The organism is Streptomyces sp. NPDC002730 (genome assembly GCF_042888805.1).
In the GTDB taxonomy this organism is placed as follows: Bacteria; Actinomycetota; Actinomycetes; order Streptomycetales; family Streptomycetaceae; genus Streptomyces.
Genome location: NZ_JBIAQG010000015.1, coordinates 166,024 through 189,519 on the forward strand (window position 1 = coordinate 166,024; position 23,496 = coordinate 189,519).

Below are 23,496 nucleotides of genomic sequence, written 5' to 3' on the forward strand. Positions count from 1 at the left end.
GTCAGACGATGTTCTCCGCGATCTCCGCCTGCTCACGGGCGGATCCGTACGCGGACGGCGTGCCGTACGAGCGGCGTGCCACGAACCACCACACGGTGGCCAGCACCAGCACAGCGACCAGCGCGATCGAGGCGTAGTTCATCGTGTCGACGGTCACCGGGTTGGACTGCGGCAGGCAGAACAGCACCGTCACACACGCCACCCACACGACGGCCACCCAGCCGACCGGCTTGCTCCAGCGGCCCAGGCTCCACGGGCCGGGTTCGAAGCGGTCTTTGGCGCGCAGCTTCAGATAGATCGGGATCGCGTACGCCGGCGTGATGCCGATGACGTTGATCGCGGTCACCGCGCCGTACGCGGTCGTGGAGTACAGGGACGGCAGGGCCAGCAGACAGGCGAAGACGACCGACAGCCATACCGCGGGGACCGGGGTCTGGGTGCGGCTGCTGACCTTCCGCCACAGGGCCGAGCCGGGCAGCGCGTTGTCGCGGCTGAACGCGAACACCATACGGCTGGCCGCCGCCACCTCGGCGTTGCCGCAGAACAGCTGTGCCACGATCACGACGAGCAGCAGGGCCGTGGCGCCGCCGGTGCCGAGCGCGTCGAGCAGGATCTGGGCCGGCGGTACGCCGGTGGCACTCGCCTTGGTGCCCTCGTAGTCCTGGATGGCGAAGGTCAGACCGGCCAGCAGGGCGAAACCGGCGATCCAGGAGACCCAGATGGAACGCACGATGCCGCGGGCGGCGGAGACGGAAGCGTTGGAGGTCTCCTCCGACAGATGCGCGGAGGCGTCGTAGCCGGAGAAGGTGTACTGCGCCAGCAGCAGACCGATCGCGGCCACATAGATGGGACTGTCCCAGCCGGTGCCGTTGACGAATTCGGTGAAGACGAACTCGGGCGACTGGTGGTCCGAGGGCACGATGGCCAGTGCGCCGACGATCAGAGCGACGCCGCCGAGGTGCCACCACACGCTGACCGAGTTCAGCAGGCTGACCAGCCGCACCCCGAACAGGTTCAGGACGGCGTGCAGCAGCAGAATGCACATGAAAATGATCATGGTGGAGCCGGGTGTGGGATGGAATCCCCACTGCAGATTCAGAAACGCCCCGGTGAACAGGGCGCAGCCGTAGTCGATACCGGCGATCGCACCCAGCAGGCCGAGGAGATTCAGCCAGCCGGTGTACCAGCCCCACTTACGGCCGCCGAGCCGGTCGGCCATGTAGTACAGCGCACCCGACGTGGGGTACGCGCTGGTCACCTCGGCGAGGGCCATGCCGACGCACAGGACGAACAGACCGACGCCCGCCCAGCCCCAGAGCATCACCGCAGGGCCACCGGTGTTCAGCCCGAAGCCGTACAGGGTCATGCAGCCGGACAGGATCGAGATGACGGAGAAGCTGATGGCGAAATTACCGAAGCCACCCATGCGGCGGGCAAGAACCGGCTGATAGCCGAGTTCCCGCAGCCGCTCCTCCTCGTCTTTCGGGGAAGTCTGGTCCGAACTCGACCACTTCGGCGGGGATATGGACATCGAAGAACCTCCGGGGAAAGGGTGATGCACTGAGCGGACAGGGACGGGAGTAGGAGCAGGGGGGGAGGGGGACAGGTGCAGGACGTGGTGCGGGCGCGCGGACGTGTCTCTCGTACGCGTGCGGGGGAGAGCGGTGGATCAGCCGTGCGGTCGGGCGCGGGGCTGGGTGCGCGGTCAGGGCCCCGCGCCCCGCGCGGTCGCGAGACAACGGCCGCGGGCGCGGAGGAACACTTCCTCCGCCAGGCCCGCGTCACCGGGGCTGTCTGTGCGGTAGGCCCACGGCAGCGTGGTGTAGTACGGGCCCAGCGCCTCGAACACCGGTGCCGCGTCGGGGAATTGGAGCGCGCCCCACAGGGCGTGGGACAGATAGTTGAGATCAAGCAGCGAACGTCCGGCCGGGGCCACCTGGTTGAACCAGCTGTGCAGGGCGCGCTGCGCGTCCCGGGCCGCGTCCTCCGTCACCCAGTGGAGATCCAGCGCCTTCTCCTGGCCGTGTTCCCGGCGGTAGCGCTCAACGCGCACATAGAGCGGGAGCGCGTGCAATGGCGACCCGGAAGGCGCGGAGGACGCCGCCCACTGCACGAAGTTGACCGCCTCGGACAGATGACCGCCGGACCTGCGCGCGTAGACGAACTGCAGCATCCGGTGGTACGCCTCGCGGTTGAACGGATCACGCTTGTCGGCCTCCGCCAGCAGACCCCACGGGCCGGGGAACAGCATCGGACCCGGCGGTGCCGTGCGATGCTCGTCCATCTGCTGCTTCTCGTCCAGCTGGGCCAGCGCCAGCAGACACACCCACGGCACCGGATCCTCCGGAGCCTGGTGACCGGCGACCCGGCAGGCCTCCCAGGCCTCGTGCCACAGCTCCTGGGTGCGCCGGTGCCCCTCGCGATGGGCCCGCAGCGCCCGCTCCACCACGACCCGGCAGTGCATCACGGTTGCGGCGAGCGAGCGGGGTTCCTCCCTGCGCCAGGCCTGCACCGCGTCGGAACCGGCGGCCACCGCAGCGAGAACCTGGGTCCGCTGGGTCCACAGTGCCCAGTCGGACGTCTCGGTCAGCAGGTTCCGCATCGACACCCACCGACCGGTGCGTAAGTCCTGCATGGCGGTGCGCAGTTCACTGTCGTGACCCGCTGGGTGGTACACCGGGCGTAACTCGTCGTGGGACATCAGCCCGCTGCAGGTCTCGTTGTGGTGGTCATAAGTCCTCTGGAGACGGTGAGGGGTCGAGGCGGTGCTTGGAGGCGATACTTTGCGGTGATCTTACTCAACCATGGTGTAACAGCAAGAAGTTGATGATGCATCAGGGGCTCCTGGGGATTGCGGTGGTGGGGACACAGGTCCGCCGGGGGGCTCTTGACGGCGGCCGTGACCTGCTCCACCCTTTGCCTAAGCGATCAAGGTTTTTCTGCGTTTCCTCTGCCGGATTCCTTCTACCGAAGACTTCTACCGAAGAGCGGGGTGGCCCGATGACAGGCCCAGTGCTTGCCGTCGACCAGGGCACCTCCGGTACGAAGGCCCTGGTCATCTGCCCCGAGCGCGGTGTGATCGCAACCGGCTCCGCTCCGGTGAACCCCCGCTACCGCAGCGGCGGACGCGTGGAAGTCGACCCCGCCGCGCTCCTCTCCTCGGTCGTCGACGCCGGACGCCAGGCGCTCGCCCGTGCCGGAGAACCGGTCGCCGCTGTCGGCCTCGCCAACCAGGGCGAGACCGTCCTGGCCTGGGATCCGGCCACGGGCGATCCGCTGACCGACGCGATCGTCTGGCAGGACCGGCGGGCCGAGCCGATCTGTGCGGAACTCGCCCCGCACGCCGCCGAGCTGGCACAGCTGACCGGACTCCCGCTCGACCCGTACTTCGCCGCGCCCAAAATGGCCTGGATACGCCGCGAGCTCACCCGCGAAGGCGTCGTCACCACCAGCGACGCCTGGCTGATCCACCGGCTGACCGGCGCCTTCGTCACGGACGCGGCGACCGCCGGACGGACCCAGCTCCTCGACCTCGACCGCGTCGCCTGGTCACCGCAGGCGCTCGACATCTACGGCCTGACCGGCGAGCGGATGCCGGAGATCGTCGACGCGGACGGCCCCGTCGGCATCACCACGGCCTTCGGCACCGCGATCCCGCTCACCGGACTCCTGGTCGACCAGCAGGCCGCGCTGCTCGCCCAGAGCGTCACCGAACCGGGCACCGCCAAGTGCACCTACGGCACCGGTGCGTTCCTTCTCGCCCAGACGGGGTCCCGCCCGCGCCGTACGAGCAACGGCCTTGTCAGCTGTGTCGCCTGGCGGCTCGGCGGACGCACCAGCTACTGCCTCGACGGACAGGTCTATACGGCCGCCTCCGCCGTCCGCTGGCTCACCGACCTCGGAGTGATCTCCGGCGCCGCCGACCTGGACCCCGTCGGCTCGGCCGTGCCGGACAGCGGTGGCGTCACCTTCGTACCGGCCCTCGCCGGTCTCGCGGCCCCCTGGTGGCGCGGCGATCTGCGCGGCTCGCTGACCGGCCTCGGACTGGACACCGGCCCCGGACAGCTGGTGCGTGCGCTGTGCGAAGGCATCGCCGCTCAGGTCGTCGAGCTCACCGACGCGGTCGCCGCGGACCTCGGGACACCGCTCACGGGTCTGCGCGTCGACGGCGGCCTGACCCGCTCGGCCCTGCTGATGCAGACACAGGCCGATCTGCTTCAACTGCCCGTCGAGGTATCGGCGTTGCCCGACGCGACGGCACTCGGGGTCGGAGCGGTGGCGCGGCTGGGCCTGGATCCGGGCCTGACCGCCGAGCAGGCGATACCCGCGTGGAAACCGTCCGCCGTCCATGAGCCGAGGATCAGCGCGGCACAGGCGGCCGAGCGCCTCGCGGCCTTCCGCGCCGAGGTGGCCGCGCTGCTGGACCGTACGCCTACTGCCCGATGAATCCCGACCGCCCCATGAAGCCCGGCCGGGGCCGTGCGCGCGATCAGGACCAGGGCGTGTTTTAGAAGTAGCGCCGTCCGCCCGCAGGGCGGGCCCTGCGGCGTCTGGTGCGTGCAATCGCAAGGCGGAGGATCGCCCTCGTACTGGACGTACTTGGGCGACTCCGACAACATCGCGAGTGTGCGTGCCAGGGGTCGCGGGGCAGGCGGGACTTCTAAAACCCGCCCTAGGAGCACCATGACCGTCACGACCGTCACGACCGCCGGGCAACTGCCGGACACGATGCACGACGTGATCGTGGTCGGCGCCGGCGTGGTCGGCTCGGCCATCGCCCGCGAACTCGCCCGCCACCGGCTGCGTGCCGCCTTCGTGGACGCCTCCGACGACGTCGGCAATGGCACGTCGAAGGCGAACACGGCGATCCTGCACACCGGATTCGACGCCGTCCCGGGCTCGTTGGAGTCCCGGCTCGTACGCGACGGACAGCGGCGGCTCGCCACCTACGCCGCGGAAACCGGCATCCCGGTCGAACCGCTCGGTGCGCTCCTCGTCGCCTGGGACCAGGAGCAGCTTGCCGCACTCCCCGCGCTCGCCGCCAAGGCCGAGCGCAACGGCTACCACGACGCACGGCTCATCGGCGCGGACGAGGTGCGCGCACGCGAGCCGCACCTCGGGCCGGGTGCGCTCGGTGCGCTCGACGTCCCGGGCGAGAGCATCATCTGTCCCTGGACCACCACACTCGCCTACGCCACCCAAGCCGTCCGAGGCGGCGTCGACCTGCATCTGAACTGCCGGGTGGAGAGCGTGACCAGCGGCGCCAGCCACCATGAACTCAGCACCAACCGCGGCCTGTTACGCACCCGCTACCTCGTCAACGCGGCCGGACTGTACGCCGACGAGCTGGACCGCGAGCTCGGCCACACCGACTTCATCGTCACTCCGCGCCGGGGCCAGCTCATCGTCTTCGACAAGCTCGCCCGCGAGCTGGTCCGCCACATCCTGCTGCCCGTGCCGACCGCGCTCGGCAAAGGCGTACTGGTGGCACCGACCGTGTACGGCAATGTGATGCTCGGCCCGACCGCCGAGGACCTCGGCGACAAGGAGGCCACCGGATCGACCGCCGAAGGGCTGGACTTCCTGAGGGAGAAGGGCCGACGGATCATGCCGGAGCTGCTCGATGAGGAGATCACCGCCGTCTACGCGGGCCTGCGCGCCGCCACCGAGCACGACGACTACCGGATCCGGGCCCACGCGCGGCAGCGGTACATAGCCGTCGGCGGCATCCGCTCCACGGGACTGACCGCCTCGATGGCGATCGCCGCCCACGTCACCGACCTGCTCGCCGACGCCGGTCTTGACCTGGGGGATGGGCGCGAACTGGAGCCCGTACGCATGCCGAACCTCGGGGAGGCGTTCCCGCGTCCCTACCAGCGTGCCGCTCTCATTGGCGCAGATCCCGAATACGGCACACTCGTCTGCCACTGCGAACGTGTCTCCCGCGGGGAGATCCACGACGCCCTGGCCAGTACGGTCCCGCCGGGCTCGCTCGACGGACTCCGGCGCCGTACGCGCGCACGCGGCGGTCGCTGCCAGGGCTTCTACTGCGGGGCCGCGGTGCGCGAACTCTTCGAGGCACGCCAATGAGCCGGCCCGCGCGTACCGTCGACGTCCTCGTCGTCGGCGCGGGACCGGCCGGCCTCGCCGCAGCCGCTCGGCTCGCCGGGGCGGGCGCGGGCGCCGTCGAGATCGTCGAGCGCGAGCAACAGGCCGGCGGCATCCCGCGGCACTGCGGCCACGGCGGCTTCGGACCTCGCGACCTGCGCCGTCCGATGAGCGGTCCGCAGTACGCCCGCCGCCTCGTCGACGACGCCGTACGCGCCGGAGCGGACCTGCGCACCGGCGTCACCGTCACCGGCTGGTCCGGCCCGCGCACTCTGGACACCACAAGCCCGGCGGGACTGGAACGGATCACCGCGCGCGCCGTCGTCCTCGCCACCGGCGCGCGCGAACGGCCGCGCAGCGCCCGGCTGGTGCCCGGCACCCGGCCGGCGGGTGTGCTCACCACGGGAGAGCTGCAGCAGGAGGTCCACCTGCACGGACGGCGGGTCGGCAGCCGGGCGATCGTCGTGGGGGCGGAGCCGATCGCCTTCTCCGCGGTACGCACTCTGTGGGCCGCCGGAGTCGAGGTCGTCGCCATGGTGACCGACCAGGCGCGCCGGCCGCCGCACCCGCTGCTGAGCCGCCGTGTCCCGCTGCTCACCGGTGCCACCGTGACCGAATTGACCGGGCGCGGCAGGCTGACGGGAGTCGGACTGCGGCACCTGGACGGCAGAACAGTCACCGTCGGCTGCGACACGGTCGTGTTCACCGGAGACTGGATCCCCGACCACGAGCTGGCCAGACGCGGAGGGATACCGCTCGACCCCGGCACCCGGGGCCCGGCGGTCGACACCGCGTTCCGCACCGCCGAGGCAGGCGTCTTCGCCGTCGGCAACCTCCTGCACGGAGTCGAGCCGGCCGGCACCGCGGCCGAGGAGGGCCGGTACGTCGCGGACCAGGTGCTGCGGCATCTGGCCGGGGCAACGTGGCCGGACGGTGGGCTGCGGCTGCAGGTCGCCGGACCGTTGCAGTGGGTGGCGCCGAACCGCATCGCCCCGGACGGCCCCCGTCCGCTGCGGGACCGCTTCCTTCTGCGTACCTGCGAGTCGCTGGCCCGCCCCGTCCTCGTCGTCAGCCAGGACGGCCGGGTGCTCCGCCGGCAGCGTCTGCTGCGTACCGCGCTGCCCGGCCGTGGACTCCACCTCCGCGCGGACTGGATCGGAAGGACGGATGAGGGCGGCGGCCCTGTGGAGATCACCGCGTACTGAGTCGTTGTTGGTGGGTGTTGGTGGGCGTTGGTTGGCCGGCGGTGAACGCTCGGCCGGGCGAAGCCGTAATACACGGCAGGCTGTTGAGCCCACCAAGGAGGTATGCCGCGGATGACTGCCCATCGAACTGCCGCCGCTGCGCTCGCCGGTGTCCTGCCGCTCCTGCTCACGGCCGTGGCTGCCGGGACTGCGCAGGCGCACGGGGCGCCGACCGATCCCGTCAGCCGGGTGGCCGCATGCGGTCCCGAGGGTGCCCAGGGCGGGTCGGCCGCCTGCCGGGCCGCCGTTGCCGCGAACGGGGGATCGGCGTTCGACCAGTGGGACAACCTGCGTGTGGCCGACGTACGGGGCAGAGACCGCGAGGTCGTCCCGGACGGACAGCTGTGCAGCGCGGGCATCGACGCGTACAGGGGCCTGAACATCGCCCGCGCCGACTGGCCGACGACGACCCTGAAGGCCGGTGCCCGGTTCACCCTCACCTATCGGACGACGATCCCGCACGAGGGAACGTTCGACCTGTATCTCACCAAGAAGGGCTACGATCCGACCGCGCCGCTGCGATGGGCCGATCTGTCGGCGGAGCCCTTCGCCTCGGCCACCGATCCGAAGCTCACGGACGGCGCGTACCGGATCACCGGTCGGCTTCCGGCCGGACTGACGGGCCGTCATGTGCTCTACACGGTATGGCGGAACTCGAGCACGCCGGACACCTACTACTCATGCTCCGACGTGGTGCTGGCGGGCGGTACGGAGCGGGGCGGCGAGCCGGTCGCGGATCAGCCGGGCTCCGAGCCCGCTGCCGAGCCGCCCTCCGAGCCGGTCACCGGGCCGACCTCGCAGCCCGCCTCCGAGCCTGCCGTAGCGCCGGCGAGCTCTCAGCCGGTCACCGCGCCGGGTTCTGTGCCTGCCGACGAGGCCGCCGGGCAGCCGGCCGCGGCGTCTGCGGAGAGCGACGGCGGCAACACGGCCGTCCTCCTCGGCGGGGTGGCCGCCGTGCTCGCGCTTCTCGCGCTGGGCGTGTCCGCGTTCCTCCGCCGCCGATAGCCGAAGGCGACGGCGGAACCCGACGTCCGAATGCGACGTCGAAACGCGACGTCCGATTTCCGCCAGCCAAGCGCCCGGCGCGGTGCCCATACTGGCCGTATGACGATCGAGGACAGCAGGTACGAGGCGGTGAGCAGCAGGGACGCCCGGTTCGACGGGGTGTTCTTCTTCGCCGTGTCCACCACCGGGATCTACTGCCGTCCGAGCTGTCCCGCGATCACGCCCAAGCGCCGGAACGTGTCGTTCTACCGGACGGCCGCGGCGGCCCAGGGCGCGGGCTTCCGGGCCTGCCGCCGCTGCCGCCCCGACGCCGTGCCGGGCTCCGCCGAGTGGAACGCCCGCGCCGACGTCGTCGGGCGCGCCATGCGCCTGATCGGCGACGGCATCGTGGACCGGGAAGGCGTGGCAGGCCTTGCCCACCGGCTCGGCTACAGCGCCCGGCAGGTGCAGCGGCAGCTGAACGCCGAACTCGGCGCGGGCCCCATCGCTCTGGCGCGCGCCCAGCGCGGCCACACCGCGCGCGTACTGCTGCAGACCACCACCATGCAGGCGGCGGAGATCGCCTTCGCGGCGGGCTTCGCGAGCGTGCGGCAGTTCAACGACACCATGCGGGAGATCTACGCGGCCACCCCCAGCGAACTTCGCTCCGCCCGGCCCGGCCGCACCTCCCGCTTCGGCCCGGTCGCCCAGGAGAACGGCGCTGCGGCCGGAGTGCCGCTGCGGCTGGCCTACCGCGGTCCGTACGCCTCCGTGGAAGTCTTCGACTATCTGGGCAGCCGCGCGATCACAGGCATTGAGGAGATCGTCGGCGAACGCGGCTCCCGTATCTACCGGCGCACGCTGCGGCTGCCGGGCGGGCCAGGCATTGCCGAGGTGGGCGAACAGCCGGGCGCGGGCGGCTGGCTGGAGTGCCGGCTGCACCTCGCGGACCTGCGTGATCTGACGACGGCAACTCAGCGGATGCGCCGTCTCTTCGACCTGGACGCCGACCCGTGCGCCGTCGCCGAACGCCTCGGCACGGACCCGGCGCTGGCCCCGCTGGTCACCGCCCGTCCAGGACTGCGCGCCCCGGGCGCGGCCGACCCGCACGAACTCGCGGTACGGGCGGCGCTCGGCCAGCAGTCGGTGTCCGCGGGACGGAAGCTCGGCGACGCGCTGGTCGCGGCGTACGGGGAGCCGCTGCCCGAGCCGAGTGGCGGGCTGACGCATCTGTTCCCGCAGACGGAGAGGCTGGCGGAGGCCTCATTGGAGGAGCTCGGCATGCCCGACGCGCGGCGCGCCGCCCTTCGTGGGCTGACGGCCGCGCTGGTGGACGTCTCGCTCGTTCTCGACCCGGGCGCCGACCGGGCCGGGACCGAGCGGCAGTTGCTTGCCCTGCCAGGCATCGGCCCCTGGACGGCGGGCTACATCCGGATGCGGGCCCTCGGCGACCCGGATGTGTTGCTGCGGGATGACGCGGCGGTCCAGGCGGGGATGCGGCGCGCCGGGGCAGTGGCGCAGGATGCGGAGGGGTGGCGGCCGTGGAGTTCGTACGCCATGCATCACTTCTGGAACACGTGAGGCTGTCCCGGTCATGGCCTGCGAACGCTCACCCACTCGCCCGCTTCGGCGACCGGAAGTCCCAACTCGCGGCAGAGCTCACGGTCATCCGGCAGATGGCTGAGGATCACAAGGCCTTCGCTGTCGAGCAAGCGGCGCGCTTCGCGGACCCGCCGGGAGACATCGCGCAGTCCGGTCACCGTACGCAGCGTGGCGGTTGTGATCCTGCGGCCGGTCACCCGCCTGAAGAGCTCGTACGCCCGGGTGGTGCCGGTCGGCATGGACAGGATCGCCGTACGGTCCGCCTCGGGGACGTGCAACAGGAGATTCTCCGGCAGCTCGGCCCTGCGGTGGAGCCATTCCACGTGGGGGGCGGCATCGCGGTCGAGGGCTCGCTTCCCGTCCTGGTCGTCGACCGCTTCTGCCGGCAATCCGGGCTCTGCCCGGATCAGTCCGGCCCACCACGTGGACTTCATTTCGTTGGCGTACAGGGCGAGGCAGAGCCCGGCCTGCGCCTCGGGCAAGAACAGCCCTTGTGGCCCATAGAGTGTGAAGTGGACGTCGAATTGGACGTCCGGCAGGTCGAACTCTTCCCGCACAGCCAGTTCCACGGACTCGGAAAGGTGGCCGTGCTCGGAGGACGTCAGCTCTTCGACGTCGAAGCGACCAGTCCGGGGGCCGTCGAGGGCCTTGTCGATGCGGTCCCTGAGCAAATTCGCCATGCGGCGTCCGTCCGGATCCTCGGCCAGCAACGCTTCGCGCAGGCGCTGGAGTTCCTCGTCCATCGGCGGTCGGATGTCCGGGATTTGGAGCCATGCTTTCAGCGTCCCGCTTTCGTCGTTGATGCGAAGCTTCGCGAAACGCTCGGTCGACACAGTTGTGCCGGGGTGTCGCAGAGCGGCCTCCATGACAATCGCGGAGACACACACCGTGCGCGAAGCGCGCGACGCTCGGGCAACGCTGTCGAGGTCATCGCAGCGGAGCAGCTTGAGTGCCGTGTCCACGGCAAGCCCTGACACGCCGCTCTGCACGGCACCGGCGTGGACGGCGACCCGCACGGCGAGCTGGGGAGAGCCCCGCCGTTGGTTGACAGTGTCGAGCGCCCTCGGGAGGTCGTCCACCAGCCCGGTCAGGATGTGAGCGATCGGGACGTCCGCGTCGACGGCGAGGACGACGGTGCCGTCCCAGAAGCGCGGCCTGCGTCGGCTCGCGTCCACGCCGACAGCGGCCAGGACCTCGTCCAGCGTGTCGAGCAGAACCGGTCGGTCCGCGCTCCGGTGCGTGGCGAAGTCCTGGATGTCGACGGCGATGACTGTTGGCCGGGGTTGTTCCTGGAGGGCGACTCGCGGCGGCTCTGCCTGTTCTGCCTGTTCTGCCTGTTCGGCCAGGAGCTCTTGGAGTTCGGCCACCCGGCCGCTGTCGTCGGTCGTCAGGAGGAGCGCCAGTGCCTCTCGCCAGCGCTGCCGGGCGGTGTCCGTATCACCCACGTGATGGAGGACATTCCCCAGCACGGTCAGGGCCTCCGCCTCTTGTGAGGTGCTGCCCGTCTGGACGAGCGTCAACGCCGACGCCTGGGCGGCGCCGTGCGCCGACTCAAGATCGCCGACGGCCAGGTGGGTCTGTGCCATGCGCAGCAGAGCCATGCCCACGGCCTGGTGACTGCGATGTTCCCGGAACAGTGGCACGGCCTCGGAGAGGTACTCCAACACCTCGGTGTGATGACCGAGTTGGTGGTGTGCGTCGGACAGCACACGCAGCAGCTCGGCGACGCGAAGTGAAATGCCCAATGCGCGCAGAAGCTCAAGCCCGCGAGTGGCCGCGTCGACCGCGTGATCGGCCGCCCCGTGCTCCAGGTGGAGCCGGGCAAGGCTCTCGAGCGCCGACGCCTCCGCGGAGTGGTCACGGCAGGAACCGGCGATGGCACGCGCCCGTGTGTAGTGGTCCAATGCGCGTGAGTAGCCGCCCTCCAGCTGTGCGATTGTCCCGAAGAGATGGGCGACGATCCCTGCTGTGGCGGGATCTTCCTCGCCGACCGTGGTCTCCAGGGCGGCCCGCGCCTCTGACATCAGCCCCGCTGAGAAAAGGCTGTGGGCCAAGGCGACTTGAGCCCTCGCACGGCTCAAGCCGTCCCCGGCCGTCATGGCGTCGTCGGAGATGGTGAGCGCGGCACTGCGGTACTGCGCCGCGTGAAAGGGGGACGATGCGAGATCCCTGAGCAGCAGGAGCAGATTTGCCCGGATGCGTGGGGCGACGCTGCGGCCGACGTCGTCGGCAGAGAGCACAGTCAGCACATGGGGCAACTCTTCAAGGAGCCGCTCAAGGCCAGTGCCCCTCGCGACTGTGGCTTCGTCGGAGCCGATGAGCCCCAGGCGGTCGGCGAGCAGGTCACCCGGGCGGTCCGCCCTGCAGGCACGCACAGCCTCCCTGCTGTAGTGGCTGAGAAGCCGTTCTACGGCATCCGACTCGCCCCAGGCTCGCTGCCGGGCGAAGCGCTGTACCTCGTCGTGGAATTGGTACGGGTACCGAGCAGGCAGTGCTGAGCGCTCCAGCAGACCGTGAAGGACAAGTGCGTTGACGGTCTCGACCGCCGATCGGAGGGGCATGTCGAGCACCGCGGCGATCTCATGAACCGTCAGCTGCGCGGTATCCATCAGGGCGAGCTGCATCAAGGCCCGCGCGAGCCCGGAGTCCAGATGGTTGAAGCGCAGCTTGAGTGCGGCATCCAAAGCCGTATCGGTGGGGTCGGTGCTCTTGAGCCCCAGCGCGATCCGGTGCGTGGGAGGTGTCTCTCGCGTGGCGATCCACTTGGCGATCAGGGCGATCGCCAGCGGCCATCCGCCACAGCCCCGAACGAGCTCCAAGCGTTCCGCACTGCTGAGCCCCCGCCGTCCCGTGAGGAGGCTCAACAGGGTCAGCCCGTGCGTTTCGTCCAGCGGGGCAATCTGGATCACATTGGAACGGAGGCGGGGCATCGCCTGTCTGCTGGTGATGACGACCGCACAGCCGGCAGAGTCCGTGCCGGCAAGCAGCGGAGCGACCTGCGACGCATCGTGGGCATTGTCCAGTACGAGCAGCACCCGGCGCCCGGCCAGGGTCTCGCGGTACAGCTCCACAAGCTCGTCGATGGTGCCGGGAACGGACTCGAGCGGTACGCCCAGCGCCTGAAGGAAGCCGACCAGCACCGGGGCGGGATCCAGCGGGCGCGAACTGGAACCTCGCAGGTCCACGAAGAGCTGGCCATCCGGGAAATGGTTCTTCGCCATGTGGGCGGCGCGCAGGGCCAGTGCGGTCTTGCCCGCGCCCGCCGTACCTCCACGTGCCGCCAGACATACGACCCGTGATCCCGGCGAGGTGAGGAAACGCAGCAGCTCCTCAAGGGGCCTTTCGCGCCCCACGAAGAACTCCACAGTTTCCGAGGGGAGTTGAGTCGGCACCGGTCTCCCCGATCCCGCCCGACGCGGCTCGCGCCCCTCCGACGACAGCCCCAGCAGCTCCAGCGTCCGCCGCGACGCCTGCCCGAACGGCTGCAGTTCCGCCGGGAGTTCCGACGTCCCCTCCGGGTCGTGCGCGACCGACGGAAGCTGCCCGGCCCCGGCCCCCCGTGACGACACATGTCGGCTCAGAGCCCGGTTGATCCGCCACACCTCGTGCTCCGCGAGCTCCCGCCTCAGCCGCCGTTGCACCTTTTCGGGCAGAGCCAGCTCGACCGTTCCTGCGGTATCCGTGCCGAGCGAGAAGAGCCCGCTGGTGAGCAGCTCTGCGACATCCGCTGTCGTTGCCTCGAGCACCAGCTCCTGGCGGATGAGATGCAGCAGCCGCATGCTCAGCCGGTCGAAGGCGGAGCAGAGCACAGCCAGGCGCGCCGCCGCGGGCGAAGCCGTGCGCAGGAAGCCGTCAGCGCGCGCGTCGGCAGCCGACGGACGAGAGGCTCGGCGACGAGTCGCCGTGCGGCCACCCGGCGGGACGAGCACCGCGCCGCACCCCTCAGGGGCCGTGCGCATCAGAGTGCGCGACCAGCGGTCCAGGGAGTGGGGAGACAGCGACAGCACGGGGATCGGCAGCCACGGACCGTCATCACCGTCGGGCAGCAGCGGCGGCGGATCGAAGATCAGATGGGAGTTGACCGAGCCCGGTGCCCCGGGCGCGACCCGCACCGTCGGCAGATCAAGACCCGTCCGGCGCCACAGTTTCGGCGGCAGCGGATTGAGCAGAGCGACCGGCGTTGTCAGGGACCACTCCCACAGCTGCCGCCACACGTTCGGCTCTCGCCACCCCGGTGCCGCGCAGTCGGAAACGGCCACCACCAGCCGACGGCCGTCGGGCGACCGCAGCTGGCCCGTCCCCGTCAACCGGCCCTGGTGGTCGCGGAGTTCGGGGCCCTCGTCCCCGAAGGTGAGATCGCGCACCTGAAGGGTACGGAACGCGCCGAGCCGGTCCAGTACGGCGGTGAAGTCGGCGATTGTCTCCTGCCACACCTGCATGGCGGGGGAGCGGTCCACCACGAGTACGAGGTCGAACCACCGCTCCGGCGCCGGGCTGAACGCCGGGATCAGCTCCCCGCTGCGGGCGTAGCCGTCCACCGTGGCGTCTATGTCGAGGGCGGGCCGGCGGCCCTGACGCCACGGCCGCTTCCATGGCCGCAGGGCGCGGGTCACCTCCAGCGCCAACGGCAGGCCCGCGGCCCGTGACGCGGCAACCGCGTCGCCCCGGATCCGCGAGCTCGCGCCGGCGAGCCGCTCGTGCAGGGCGCGCTCGGGGGCGGCGGCTCCCGCACCCGAGGGCGGCGTCGCAGCAGCCTCCGCCATCGGCTCGGGTGCACATGCAGCCTCGGCGGACTGTTCGGGCGAAGGCGCCCCGGACACCGCCTTCGCCTGTCCGTCCTCAGCCATCCGGGACGCGAGCCACAGCGCATCGGCCAACGCAGTCCCATCCAGCTCCGGCGCCGCGGCGCGCAGCGCCGCCACCGCCCGCGCCAGCGACGCCTCCTCAGGCACGCGACAGCTCGCGCAGGACGAGGTCCATGACCTCCTGCTTGTCCTCTCCGGCAGGAGCACTGCCGCCGGTCAGCAGGTGCACGGCGTTGAGGAGCTGGTCGATCGCCAGGTTCTCGCCCGCCGCGACGCGCCCGACGAAGGTCTCGATCAACAGGTCGACCGCCCCGGGCCGATCCGTATCCGTACCGACCTGCAGATGCGCCTCGACGACCCGGCGCAGCGCGTCGACCGTCGGCAGCGGCATGGTGTAGCGGATGCAGCGCCGCAGAAAGGCCGCGGGGAAGTCCCGTTCGCCATTGCTCGTCATCACGATGAACGGGAAGCTGTCGCACTGGACGAGCCCGCGCTCCACCGGGCGGCGCGTGTCGCCGTCCCACTCCCGAACCTCGACGATCTCGCTCTTGTACCGCGCGAGTTCGGGGATCTCGAATTCCCCACGCTCCAGCACATCGAGCAGATCACTCGGCAGATCCAGATCGCTCTTGTCGATCTCGTCGATCAGCAGCGCCCGCGGATGTTCCGCCGGGAGCAGCGCCGTGCCCAGCGGGCCCATCTGCAGAAAGGGCGCGATGTCGTCGCTGCCACCGGGCCCGTCGAGCCGCTGGGCGTGGATGCGGCCCAAGGCGTCGTACCGGTACAGGGCCTCCATAAGGGTGCTGCGCGAGGTGATGTGCCAGCGCAGTACGGCGCCGAGCTTCAGCTCCGCCGCGACCTGCTCGATCACCGTGGACTTGCCGGAACCCGCCGCGCCTGTCACCAGCAGCGGCCGACGCAGCGCCAGCGCGGCGTTGACCGCCTTGACCAGACCCGGCGGCGGCTGAAACTGCTTGTGCAGGGCCTGCCGGGGGAAGCTGCGCCACGGAGGCGGCTCGCCGAGGTCGACATCGCGCGGCGTGCCGTCCCCGACGTAGAAGGGCTGCCAGGTCATGCGGAGTTCTCCCCCTCGGTAGTGAACTGCTCGAACCAGTCGCAGAAGTCGAGCCATTCGGAGTCGTGCCACACCGAGCGCCACTGCGCGAGATGCTCCCGGCCGTCCGGCTCCGCCGGTGTGTGCTGTCCCCAGCTGCGGCGGTAGGCCTCGCTGAATTCCGTGGGCAGCAGATGCCAGAACCTGTCGAGGCTGTCCCGGGACCTGCCGGGCACGTTGCCGTCGCCGCCCGGCCACAGCACGATCGGGGCGTACGCCAGGAGTACCTCCATCACCTGCTCGAACCGCGCCGGCCGGTGCTCCAGAGCGACCGCTCGCGCGTACGCTCCGTGCCCGAGCCGCTTCCTGAGCTCCTGGGCCTGTCCGGTCTCCTGCTTGCCAAGCCAGTCCACGGGCGCACCGCCCGCTCCGCACGCGCTCATCGCCTGGAGCTTCTCCCTGGCCCGGTCATTGATCCACCACAGATGGTCCGGCGGGCACAGCCGCTCGCTCCAGCGCAGTACGACGTCGTACGCGACACCGAGCCGCTCGCCGAAGTCCGTCTCCTCGGGCCGCCAGCGCAGCAGCAGCGCGGCAGAGGCGGCGACCTCGACCCGCTGCAGCCGTACACCCATCGTTCTGGTCTGCAGGGACGCCCACTTCAGCACGCCGGCCAGCCGCTGCTCGACCCCCGTCTGGTCGGGGGCGCAGTCGAACTCCTTGTGTGCGTGTACATCGCCACGGTCAAGGAGCCAGGCGTCAAGGGTCTCGGGCCATTCGTCGGCGACGGCCGCATGCAGGCTGACGACCAGTCGCAGTCGCGATCTGGTGCCCTGCTGCCGCAATGCCTCGAAGGCGTCGTTGAGTTCGACTTCGGCGCCGACGGAGTGCGCCCAGGCGGTGAGGCGGGGATTGTCCGGGGCCGGCTGGTCCTCGGTGGCGAGCGCCGCGACGAAGGCCGCCAGGGGAGTGGTGCGCGTCTCGTCGACACGAGGGGCGCGCAGTCGCAGGTACTCCACGGCGTCCCGCAGCAGTTCGCTCCCCGAGGCGTCCGGCAGCCGCGCACCGGACCGGCCCGCCGCGGCCGACATCGCGCGCCGCAGCCGCTCGGACGTAAGCGGCCGACCCGGCCAGGAGGTGAGCAGGTCGATGGTGCGCAGGCTGTCAAGCAGACCGTCGACGACACGCAGCGCCCAGGCCAGCTCGGCGGCGCTCCCCGGCGGACGCTCACGCAGGGTGACGCGCAGCCGCTCCAGCACATCGGCGCCGGTGACGGGCGCGGTCAGCAGGGCAGCGCCGCCCAGAGGTTCCAGTGCCTGGTCGAGTTCCTCGGTCGCCAGCGGCCCGAGCACCGACCCGGACCGCAGGCGGTGGTCGGCGTTGCGCGCGAGCCAGGGGCGTTCGCCGAACTGCGCACCGTCGTACTCCACGAGTCGGGCGTCCTGGCCCGGCACGGCGTCCCGTACGGCATCGAGCACCGCCGCGGGCCGCAGGAACTCGCCCGCGCCGCCGATGCCTTCGGCGAGCACCTGGACGATGCCACGGGTGAAGGCGAGCCGGTACGCGGACTGTGCGGCACCGACGGACATCAGCAGCGAGAACCGGGTCGCGCCCTGGCCCACCCCGGCGTCCAGGGCCTTGAGATCCGGCGTGGCACCCCCGGCGTGGCAGGTGTCGACGAGCGTGATCACGCCGGGCAGTCCAGGTGTCTCCAGGGCCTGGGTCAGCAGCGCCCCGACGTTCACCGCGGAGCCGATCACATCGGGCTTCGAGTCGCCCGCCATTAGATACAGGGTGGGGTTCTGGCCGGGCGTGATGCCGTGGCCGATCAGCGCGAGGACAAGCACCGCTCGCGCTTCGCCCGCCTGCTGGGCAGCGCTGCGGATCGCGGCCTCGATCTGCGCCTGGTCGACGGACGGGCCGCACAGCAGTGACGACGCGGTGGCAGGAGTGCACGCGCCCGTCCAGCGGTCCGTGAACGAGCCGTGCAGAGACCGCGCCACCTCCTCCAGACCGTCGAGCAGCCCCAACTCCTCGCATTGCGGCGCGATGACCAGGGTGTGGCGGCGAGGAGTCGGCGTTGTCATGCGATCGTGGCTGCCTCGATCGCCTCGACGACCGGCCCGGCGACGGAGGGCTGCGCGAGATATTTGGCGGCGGGGTGCACCCACACGCCGTCGGAGTCGACCCGCCTGCTGACGGGCAGCACGGACCGGTCGTTGGGGCGTACGAACTTCTCCAGTCGCGGCCGTCCTGCGATGAAGTCGTCCCGGTCCCAGAAGTTGAGCCACCGGTCGACCGTGCCGGGCACCTGCAACGGCTGCGGGCGCACCCTGGGCTGCACCACCGTGCGCATCCCCATCGGTGAACCGAGGGTGACCAGCAGCGGTACGCCTCCTCGGTATGTGTGCAGCGTCTCCAGCGATACGACGGTGCCCAGAGAGTGGGCGACGACGATGGTGGGTCCGGTGGGGTCCAGTGCCTCCTCGAGGCGGCGGCGGATCCGGGCGTCGAGGGTCAGGCCCTCCTCGTCCGGTTCGGCGCGGCGCAGATAGCGTGCCACTTGGCGCAGCTGGAGGACCATCAGTCCGGCGCCGGCCCAGCCGCCGAAGGTGCGCAGGCCGGGTAGTGACAGCAGTGTGTTCGCGGCGTTGAGCACGTGCCGGCCCACCTCACCGAGGCCCTGCGATGCGCCCTCGGGGACGAGTTGGGCCCGTGCGTGGCGCAGCATGCGCCCCTCTTCGTCGGTGCCGGGCTCGGCCAGCCGCTCGTCGACGGCTTCCAGTAGCCACTCGCCGACCAGCTGCGTCTCCTCGTCCGCGCCGGGGTCGTCCGTCGCGCCCTGGGCGCCGCTCGTACGGAACAGATCGCCGTAGTAGGCGAATCGAGCATCCGCCGCCCAGCCCTGCACCAGATCCAGGACCCGCCGCGAATGGCCCGCAGCGCGGGCGCCGTCGGCCAATGCGCGCAGCCAGGCGTCGAGTTCGGTGGCGGCGTCCCGCGGACCGCCGATGCCGTGCACGAACACCAGACGTGGCTTCATGATCCCCCCCGAAAGCCCCCGCCCGGGGGCGCCGGGCGAGCTCCGAGAATATCAACTGCCCTGATGATCGCGGCGGTTATCGGCTCTGTTGGCTGCCCTCGGGCGACGGACGCCGAGACGATCGCGGGCAGGGCGAGATCGCAGGATGCGGTCACCTACACCGCCGGGTGCGGTCCAGCGTCGCGCCGAGCTTGCCCGGCGTGCCAGATCCGGCGCGCAGAATCCACCGCACGGTTCCGGCCAGTGGATCACGTGTCCCGCATCATCCGTATGGCGCAGCAGCACAGGGGACGGCGGCCCGGCCCGGGCGAGAGTGGATCCCGTACGCCGACCCGACCACGTCCGCACTGGGAGACCTTCATGGCCTGCATCAACCGACGTGACCTCGGACTGCTCGTACTGCGCACCGGCACCGGCGCGGTCCTCGTGGCACATGGCTCGCAGAAGCTGCTCGGCTGGTTCGGGGGCGGCGGTCTGGACGCCACCGCGAAAGGCATGGAGGCCATGGGATTCCACCCCGGCCGGGAAAGCGCCGTCGCCGCCGGGCTCGGCGAGGCGGGCGGTGGCGCACTGCTCGCGCTGGGCCTGGCCACCCCGGCGGCCGGTGCCGCGGCCGCGGGAGCCATGGCCGGTGCGGTGGCCGTGCACATGCCCGCCGGGTTCTTCAACCAGGGTGGAGGCTTTGAGTACCCGGCCTTCCTGGGCTTCACCGCGGCCGCCATCGGACTCGCCGGGGCTGGTCGCTACTCCCTCGACCACGCGACCGGTCACCGTTTCGACCAGCCGTGGGTCGTGGCCGTGGCCTTCCTCGGCAGCGGGCTCGCCGCAGCCGCGGTGCTCGGCAGCCGGACCAAGAGGCAGTTGGCTGCGCAGTCCGACAAGGACCGAACGGACGCCGCCGAGGGGTAGCGGCCCGGAGCAGACGGTTCCAGCGCAGACATCTTGAACGCCTCGCCTGCACCCTCGGCTGGGCAGCCGGGCAGTGGTTGCGTACGCTGGTGCGGTCCACGTGGGGTGGGGCGGAAGGCTGTCGGCAGCCTCTGCACTCAACTGACGTGGTGTCGGACCAGTCAGCGATCGGTCAGCATCAGCCCTGATTGCCGAGGCTGCCCGAAGATGCGACAGACAGTTGGGTATGGAAACCGCCCCTGACCTGCAAAAAGCAGGCAGGGAGCCAAGATCCGGGAGTGCCGCCGTGCTGCGTACCATGTTCAAGTCCAAGATCCACCGGGCCACCGTGACCCAGGCCGATCTGCACTACGTCGGCTCCGTCACGGTCGACGCCGCGCTGATGGAAGCCGCCGATCTGCTCCCCGGCGAGCTCGTCCACATCGTCGACATCACCAACGGCGCCCGACTGGAGACGTATGTCATCGAGGGCGAGCGCGGCTCGGGAGTCATCGGCATCAACGGCGCGGCCGCCCACCTTGTGCACCCCGGCGATCTGGTGATCCTGATCAGCTACGCCCAGGTCGACAACGCCGAGGCGCGCAGCCTGGTGCCCAGCGTCGTCCATGTCGACGCGGAGAACCGGATCGTCGCCCTCGGCTCGGACGCCTCCGCGCCCGTGCCTGGCAGCCGTACGGAACGCAGCCCGCACGCCGCCGTCTGATTCGCGGAGCGTCGTCCGCCGTCCGGCTCGCCCGAAGGAGACACCTGCCATGGCAGATCCCGATATCCGCGACAACCGTCCGGCAGGACTCCTCGAGGCGTACGAGGACGGCCAGGTCACCGGCCGCATCGTCTACTTCACCCTCGACGCGACCCCGGCCGCCCTGGTCGCCGTGCACACCGTGGTGGAGCCGGAGCACGAGGGCAAGGGCATCGCGGGCGCGCTGGTGCGGGAGTTCTACGCGATGGCGGCGCGTGAGGGCGTTCCCGTCGTTCCGCTGTGTCCGTACGCCGCCGAGTGGGCCCTCCGCCACCCCGACGCGGCCCCCGCGGCCCCGGCCGAACTGGTGCGGGCCGCGCAGGAGCAGCTGAAGGCGGATCCCCGGCTCTGGTGACTCCCGCAGTGGCGTTAGCATCCCTGCCATGCTGGCGCTGCTGCACACCTCCCCGGTCCATGTCCCCGTCTTCGAGACCCTGCGGGACGAGGACCACCCGGGGCTCGCGCTGCGTCACCTCGTCCACGAGGAGCTACTGGCAAGGGCTCGCGAGGAAGGCCCCGCGGCGGTCGCCTCCGCGGTCGCCGCCGTGCTGGCCGGAGCCGTCGCCGAGGGTGCGACCGTGGTGCTGTGCACCTGCTCCACCATCGGCGGCGTCGCCGAGGCATGCGCCGCCGAGCTGGGTGTACCGGTGCTGCGGGTCGACCGTCCGATGGCCGCGGCGGCGGCCGGGAAGCGTCGCGTCGTCGTGGCGGCGACCGTGCACAGCACCCTGGAGCCGACAGCCGCGCTGATCCGAGAAGAGGCCGCAGGCCGGCACGTCGACCTGCGCACGCTGCTCGTCGACGGCGCCTGGGAGCGCTTCGAGGCGGGCGATCGCGACGGCTTTCTGAACGCGGTGGCCGCCGCCGTCGACGCGGTGCGCGAGGCGGATGTCATCGTTCTGGCCCAGGCCTCGATGGCGGACGCCGCCGACCGTACGAGGACGGCTGTCCCGGTCCTCACCAGTCCTCGGCAAGGGCTGCGGGCGGCCGCCGAGGTGGCCTCGTCCGGATCATGACGCGTGGACCCGGCGCGCGTGGGCACGCGCAACGGGAGACATTGGGAACGCGACTCCGTACCTCTGGAGGTCTGGCATGACCCAGCCGCCCGTCCCCCCTTCGCCCATCCCGACGCCGGGCCCGCCCGGACCCGATCCTGGCCCGCTGCCGGGCCCGGTGCCGACGCCCTCGCCCCCGCCGGGACCCGCGCCGGACCCCATTCCGAGGCCGCCGGGCCCGAGCCCCGACCCCGTACCGGAGCCGGAGCCCGCGCCGGGACCGGCGGGCTGACCAGCCCGCCGTTGACCCGCCCGGCGTAGCCGCGGCTCAGTCGGTGCGCACCTCCGAGCGGTCACCGCCCCAGAGGGTGTGGAACGAACCCTCCCGGTCGGTCCGCCGGTAGGTGTGCGCGCCGAAGAAGTCGCGCTGGCCCTGGGTGAGCGCCGCGGGCAGCCGCTCGGCACGCAGGGCGTCGTAGTACGCGAGGGCCGCCGAGAAGCCCGGCGTCGGCACGCCCTGCCGGGCGGCCGACGCGACCACTTCGCGCCAGTCGTCCTGCGCCGCGCCGATCTCCTCGGCGAACTGCTTGTCCGACAGCAGGCTCGGCAGGTCGCGCTGTGCGTCGTACGCGCCGCGGATCCGGTCCAGGAACGCCGCCCGGATGATGCAGCCGGCCCGCCAGATCGCGGCGACCGTGCCGAGGTCGATGTCCCAGTCGTACGCGTCGCTGCCCGCCTGGATCTGGTGGAAGCCCTGGGTGTACGACACGATCTTGGATGCGTACAGCGCCTGCTCGACCTGGTCGGCGAAACGTGCGGCCTCGGCCTCGCTCAGCGGCTCGGCCGTCGGGCCCGGCAGGGCGCGCGAGGCGTTGCGCAGCTCGGCGTGGCCCGACAGTGAGCGCGCGAAGACCGCCTCCGCGATACCGGAGACCGGCACACCCAGATCGAGCGCGATCTGCACCGTCCAGCGGCCCGTGCCCTTCTGCTCCGCCTGGTCGGCGACGATGTCGACAAAGGGCTTTCCGGTCGCCGCGTCCGTGTGGGCCAGCACCTCGGCGGTGATCTCGATCAGATACGAGTCGAGCCGTCCGGTGTTCCAGGTGCGGAAGGTCTCGGCGATCTGGGCGGGGGAGTAGCCCGCGACCGCGCGCAGCAGGTGGTACGCCTCGGCGATCAGCTGCATATCGGCGTACTCGATGCCGTTGTGCACCATCTTCACGAAGTGACCGGCGCCGTCCGGGCCGATGTGCGCGACGGTGGGCGTGCCGTCGGGGGCCTTCGCGGCGATCTTCTCCAGCAGCGGGGCCAGGGAAGCGTACGACTCGGGGGACCCGCCCGGCATGATGCTCGGCCCGTGCAGCGCACCCTCCTCGCCGCCCGAGATGCCCGCGCCCACGAAGTGGATGCCACGCTCCCGCAGCTCCTTCTCGCGGCGGATGGTGTCGGCGAAGTGGGCGTTGCCGCCGTCGATAATGACGTCGCCCTCCTCCAGCAGCGGCGCGAACTCCTGGATCACGGCGTCCGTCGGATCGCCCGCCTTGACCATGATGACCAGGCGGCGCGGGCGCTCCAGGGCCGCGACGAACTCCTCGGCCGACTCGGCGGGCACGAAGGTGCCCTCGTGACCGAACTCCTCGACCAGCGCCCGCGTCTTCGCCGCTGTCCGGTTGTGCACGGCCACCGTGAAGCTGTTGCGGGCGAAGTTACGGGCGAGGTTGCGGCCCATCACCGCGAGCCCCGTGACGCCGATCTGGGCTGTTCCACTCATACGTGTGCTCCTGGATGTCCGTCGGAAAATCCATCTCCGCCTCTGCACATACGTACGGGCGGAGCCAGCCATTCATTGATCCTCAAGCCCTCCGGATTGTTCCGCATTCCGGGTCGGCCGCATCGCGCCACGGCTCAAGTGTCCGCCCGCGGGCAGGGTTCGGACGCCGTCAGGGCGGGAAGCGGGCAGCGCCGTCCACCGCGCTTCCGGCCCGATGGTGCCCGACCAGCGCCGACGGC

At 71.1% G+C, this 23,496-nt stretch carries 16 protein-coding genes; 9 read left to right on the plus strand and 7 right to left on the minus strand.

The features are described from left to right. Position 1: 1 nt before the first annotated feature. Entirely contained in the window at positions 2-1,531 is a 1,530-nt protein-coding gene (locus ACFYXH_RS33700; RefSeq protein ID WP_389571174.1) for an amino acid permease, read from the minus strand. A gap of 174 nt (positions 1,532-1,705) precedes the next feature. Further along, positions 1,706-2,701: a hypothetical protein gene (locus ACFYXH_RS33705; RefSeq protein ID WP_389571177.1), complete on the minus strand. Its 996-nt coding sequence runs from the start codon at positions 2,699-2,701 to the stop codon at positions 1,706-1,708. A gap of 299 nt (positions 2,702-3,000) precedes the next feature. Between ACFYXH_RS33705 and ACFYXH_RS33710 the strand changes: the two genes are divergently transcribed. The 5 genes from ACFYXH_RS33710 (at position 3,001) to ACFYXH_RS33730 (ending at position 9,917) form a co-directional block, all read left to right on the plus strand. Then, positions 3,001-4,446 (plus strand): FGGY family carbohydrate kinase, encoded by a 1,446-nt coding sequence (locus ACFYXH_RS33710; RefSeq protein WP_389571179.1) that lies wholly within the window; start codon positions 3,001-3,003, stop codon positions 4,444-4,446. 237 nt (positions 4,447-4,683) lie between these two features. Continuing rightward, complete coding sequence (locus tag ACFYXH_RS33715; RefSeq protein WP_389571182.1) at positions 4,684-6,090, plus strand: FAD-dependent oxidoreductase; 1,407 nt, start codon at positions 4,684-4,686, stop codon at positions 6,088-6,090. Then, the gene (locus ACFYXH_RS33720) at positions 6,087-7,313 is read left to right on the plus strand and encodes an NAD(P)/FAD-dependent oxidoreductase (RefSeq protein WP_389571185.1); all 1,227 of its coding nucleotides are present in this window, start codon (positions 6,087-6,089) and stop codon (positions 7,311-7,313) included. Before ACFYXH_RS33715 ends, ACFYXH_RS33720 begins: the two co-directional genes overlap by 4 nt. Before the next feature lie 111 nt (positions 7,314-7,424). Continuing rightward, positions 7,425-8,357 (plus strand): lytic polysaccharide monooxygenase, encoded by a 933-nt coding sequence (locus tag ACFYXH_RS33725; RefSeq protein ID WP_389571188.1) that lies wholly within the window; start codon positions 7,425-7,427, stop codon positions 8,355-8,357. 99 nt (positions 8,358-8,456) lie between these two features. Then, a complete protein-coding gene (locus ACFYXH_RS33730; RefSeq protein ID WP_389571190.1) occupies positions 8,457-9,917 on the plus strand; it encodes an AlkA N-terminal domain-containing protein in 1,461 nt (486 codons plus the stop codon). 11 nt (positions 9,918-9,928) lie between these two features. Here the strand turns inward: ACFYXH_RS33730 and ACFYXH_RS33735 are convergent, their stop codons facing one another. From ACFYXH_RS33735 to ACFYXH_RS33750, 4 genes are read right to left on the minus strand one after another with little or no spacing between them, the layout of a single operon-like run. Next, on the minus strand, positions 9,929-14,890 hold the full coding sequence (locus ACFYXH_RS33735; RefSeq protein ID WP_389571192.1) for a NaeI family type II restriction endonuclease: 4,962 nt from the start codon (positions 14,888-14,890) through the stop codon (positions 9,929-9,931). Then, positions 14,883-15,818, minus strand: a complete 936-nt coding sequence (locus ACFYXH_RS33740; protein ID WP_389571194.1) for an AAA family ATPase — start codon at positions 15,816-15,818, stop codon at positions 14,883-14,885. Before ACFYXH_RS33740 ends, ACFYXH_RS33735 begins: the two co-directional genes overlap by 8 nt. Next, positions 15,815-17,884: a hypothetical protein gene (locus tag ACFYXH_RS33745; protein WP_389571196.1), complete on the minus strand. Its 2,070-nt coding sequence runs from the start codon at positions 17,882-17,884 to the stop codon at positions 15,815-15,817. Before ACFYXH_RS33745 ends, ACFYXH_RS33740 begins: the two co-directional genes overlap by 4 nt. Further along, positions 17,881-18,840 carry an alpha/beta hydrolase gene (locus ACFYXH_RS33750; RefSeq protein ID WP_389571198.1) on the minus strand — a complete coding sequence of 320 codons (960 nt, stop codon included), beginning with the start codon at positions 18,838-18,840 and terminating at the stop codon, positions 17,881-17,883. Before ACFYXH_RS33750 ends, ACFYXH_RS33745 begins: the two co-directional genes overlap by 4 nt. Before the next feature lie 360 nt (positions 18,841-19,200). On the opposite strand from ACFYXH_RS33750, the gene ACFYXH_RS33755 reads away from it, so the two are divergent. The 4 genes from ACFYXH_RS33755 to ACFYXH_RS33770 all read left to right on the plus strand — a co-directional run bounded on the left by ACFYXH_RS33755 (position 19,201) and on the right by ACFYXH_RS33770 (position 21,507). Further along, the gene (locus ACFYXH_RS33755; protein ID WP_389571201.1) at positions 19,201-19,749 is read left to right on the plus strand and encodes a DoxX family membrane protein; all 549 of its coding nucleotides are present in this window, start codon (positions 19,201-19,203) and stop codon (positions 19,747-19,749) included. A gap of 286 nt (positions 19,750-20,035) precedes the next feature. Next, positions 20,036-20,452, plus strand: coding sequence for an aspartate 1-decarboxylase (gene panD / locus ACFYXH_RS33760; RefSeq protein ID WP_389571204.1), 417 nt, complete (start codon positions 20,036-20,038; stop codon positions 20,450-20,452). 49 nt (positions 20,453-20,501) lie between these two features. Further along, positions 20,502-20,846: a GNAT family N-acetyltransferase gene (locus tag ACFYXH_RS33765; protein ID WP_389571207.1), complete on the plus strand. Its 345-nt coding sequence runs from the start codon at positions 20,502-20,504 to the stop codon at positions 20,844-20,846. A 28-nt stretch (positions 20,847-20,874) separates the two neighbouring features. Next, positions 20,875-21,507 (plus strand): aspartate/glutamate racemase family protein, encoded by a 633-nt coding sequence (locus ACFYXH_RS33770; protein ID WP_389571211.1) that lies wholly within the window; start codon positions 20,875-20,877, stop codon positions 21,505-21,507. 307 nt (positions 21,508-21,814) lie between these two features. On the opposite strand, the gene gndA is transcribed toward ACFYXH_RS33770, so the two are convergent. After that, positions 21,815-23,257, minus strand: coding sequence for an NADP-dependent phosphogluconate dehydrogenase (gndA, locus tag ACFYXH_RS33775; protein WP_389571215.1), 1,443 nt, complete (start codon positions 23,255-23,257; stop codon positions 21,815-21,817). Between the last annotated feature and the right edge of the window lie 239 nt (positions 23,258-23,496).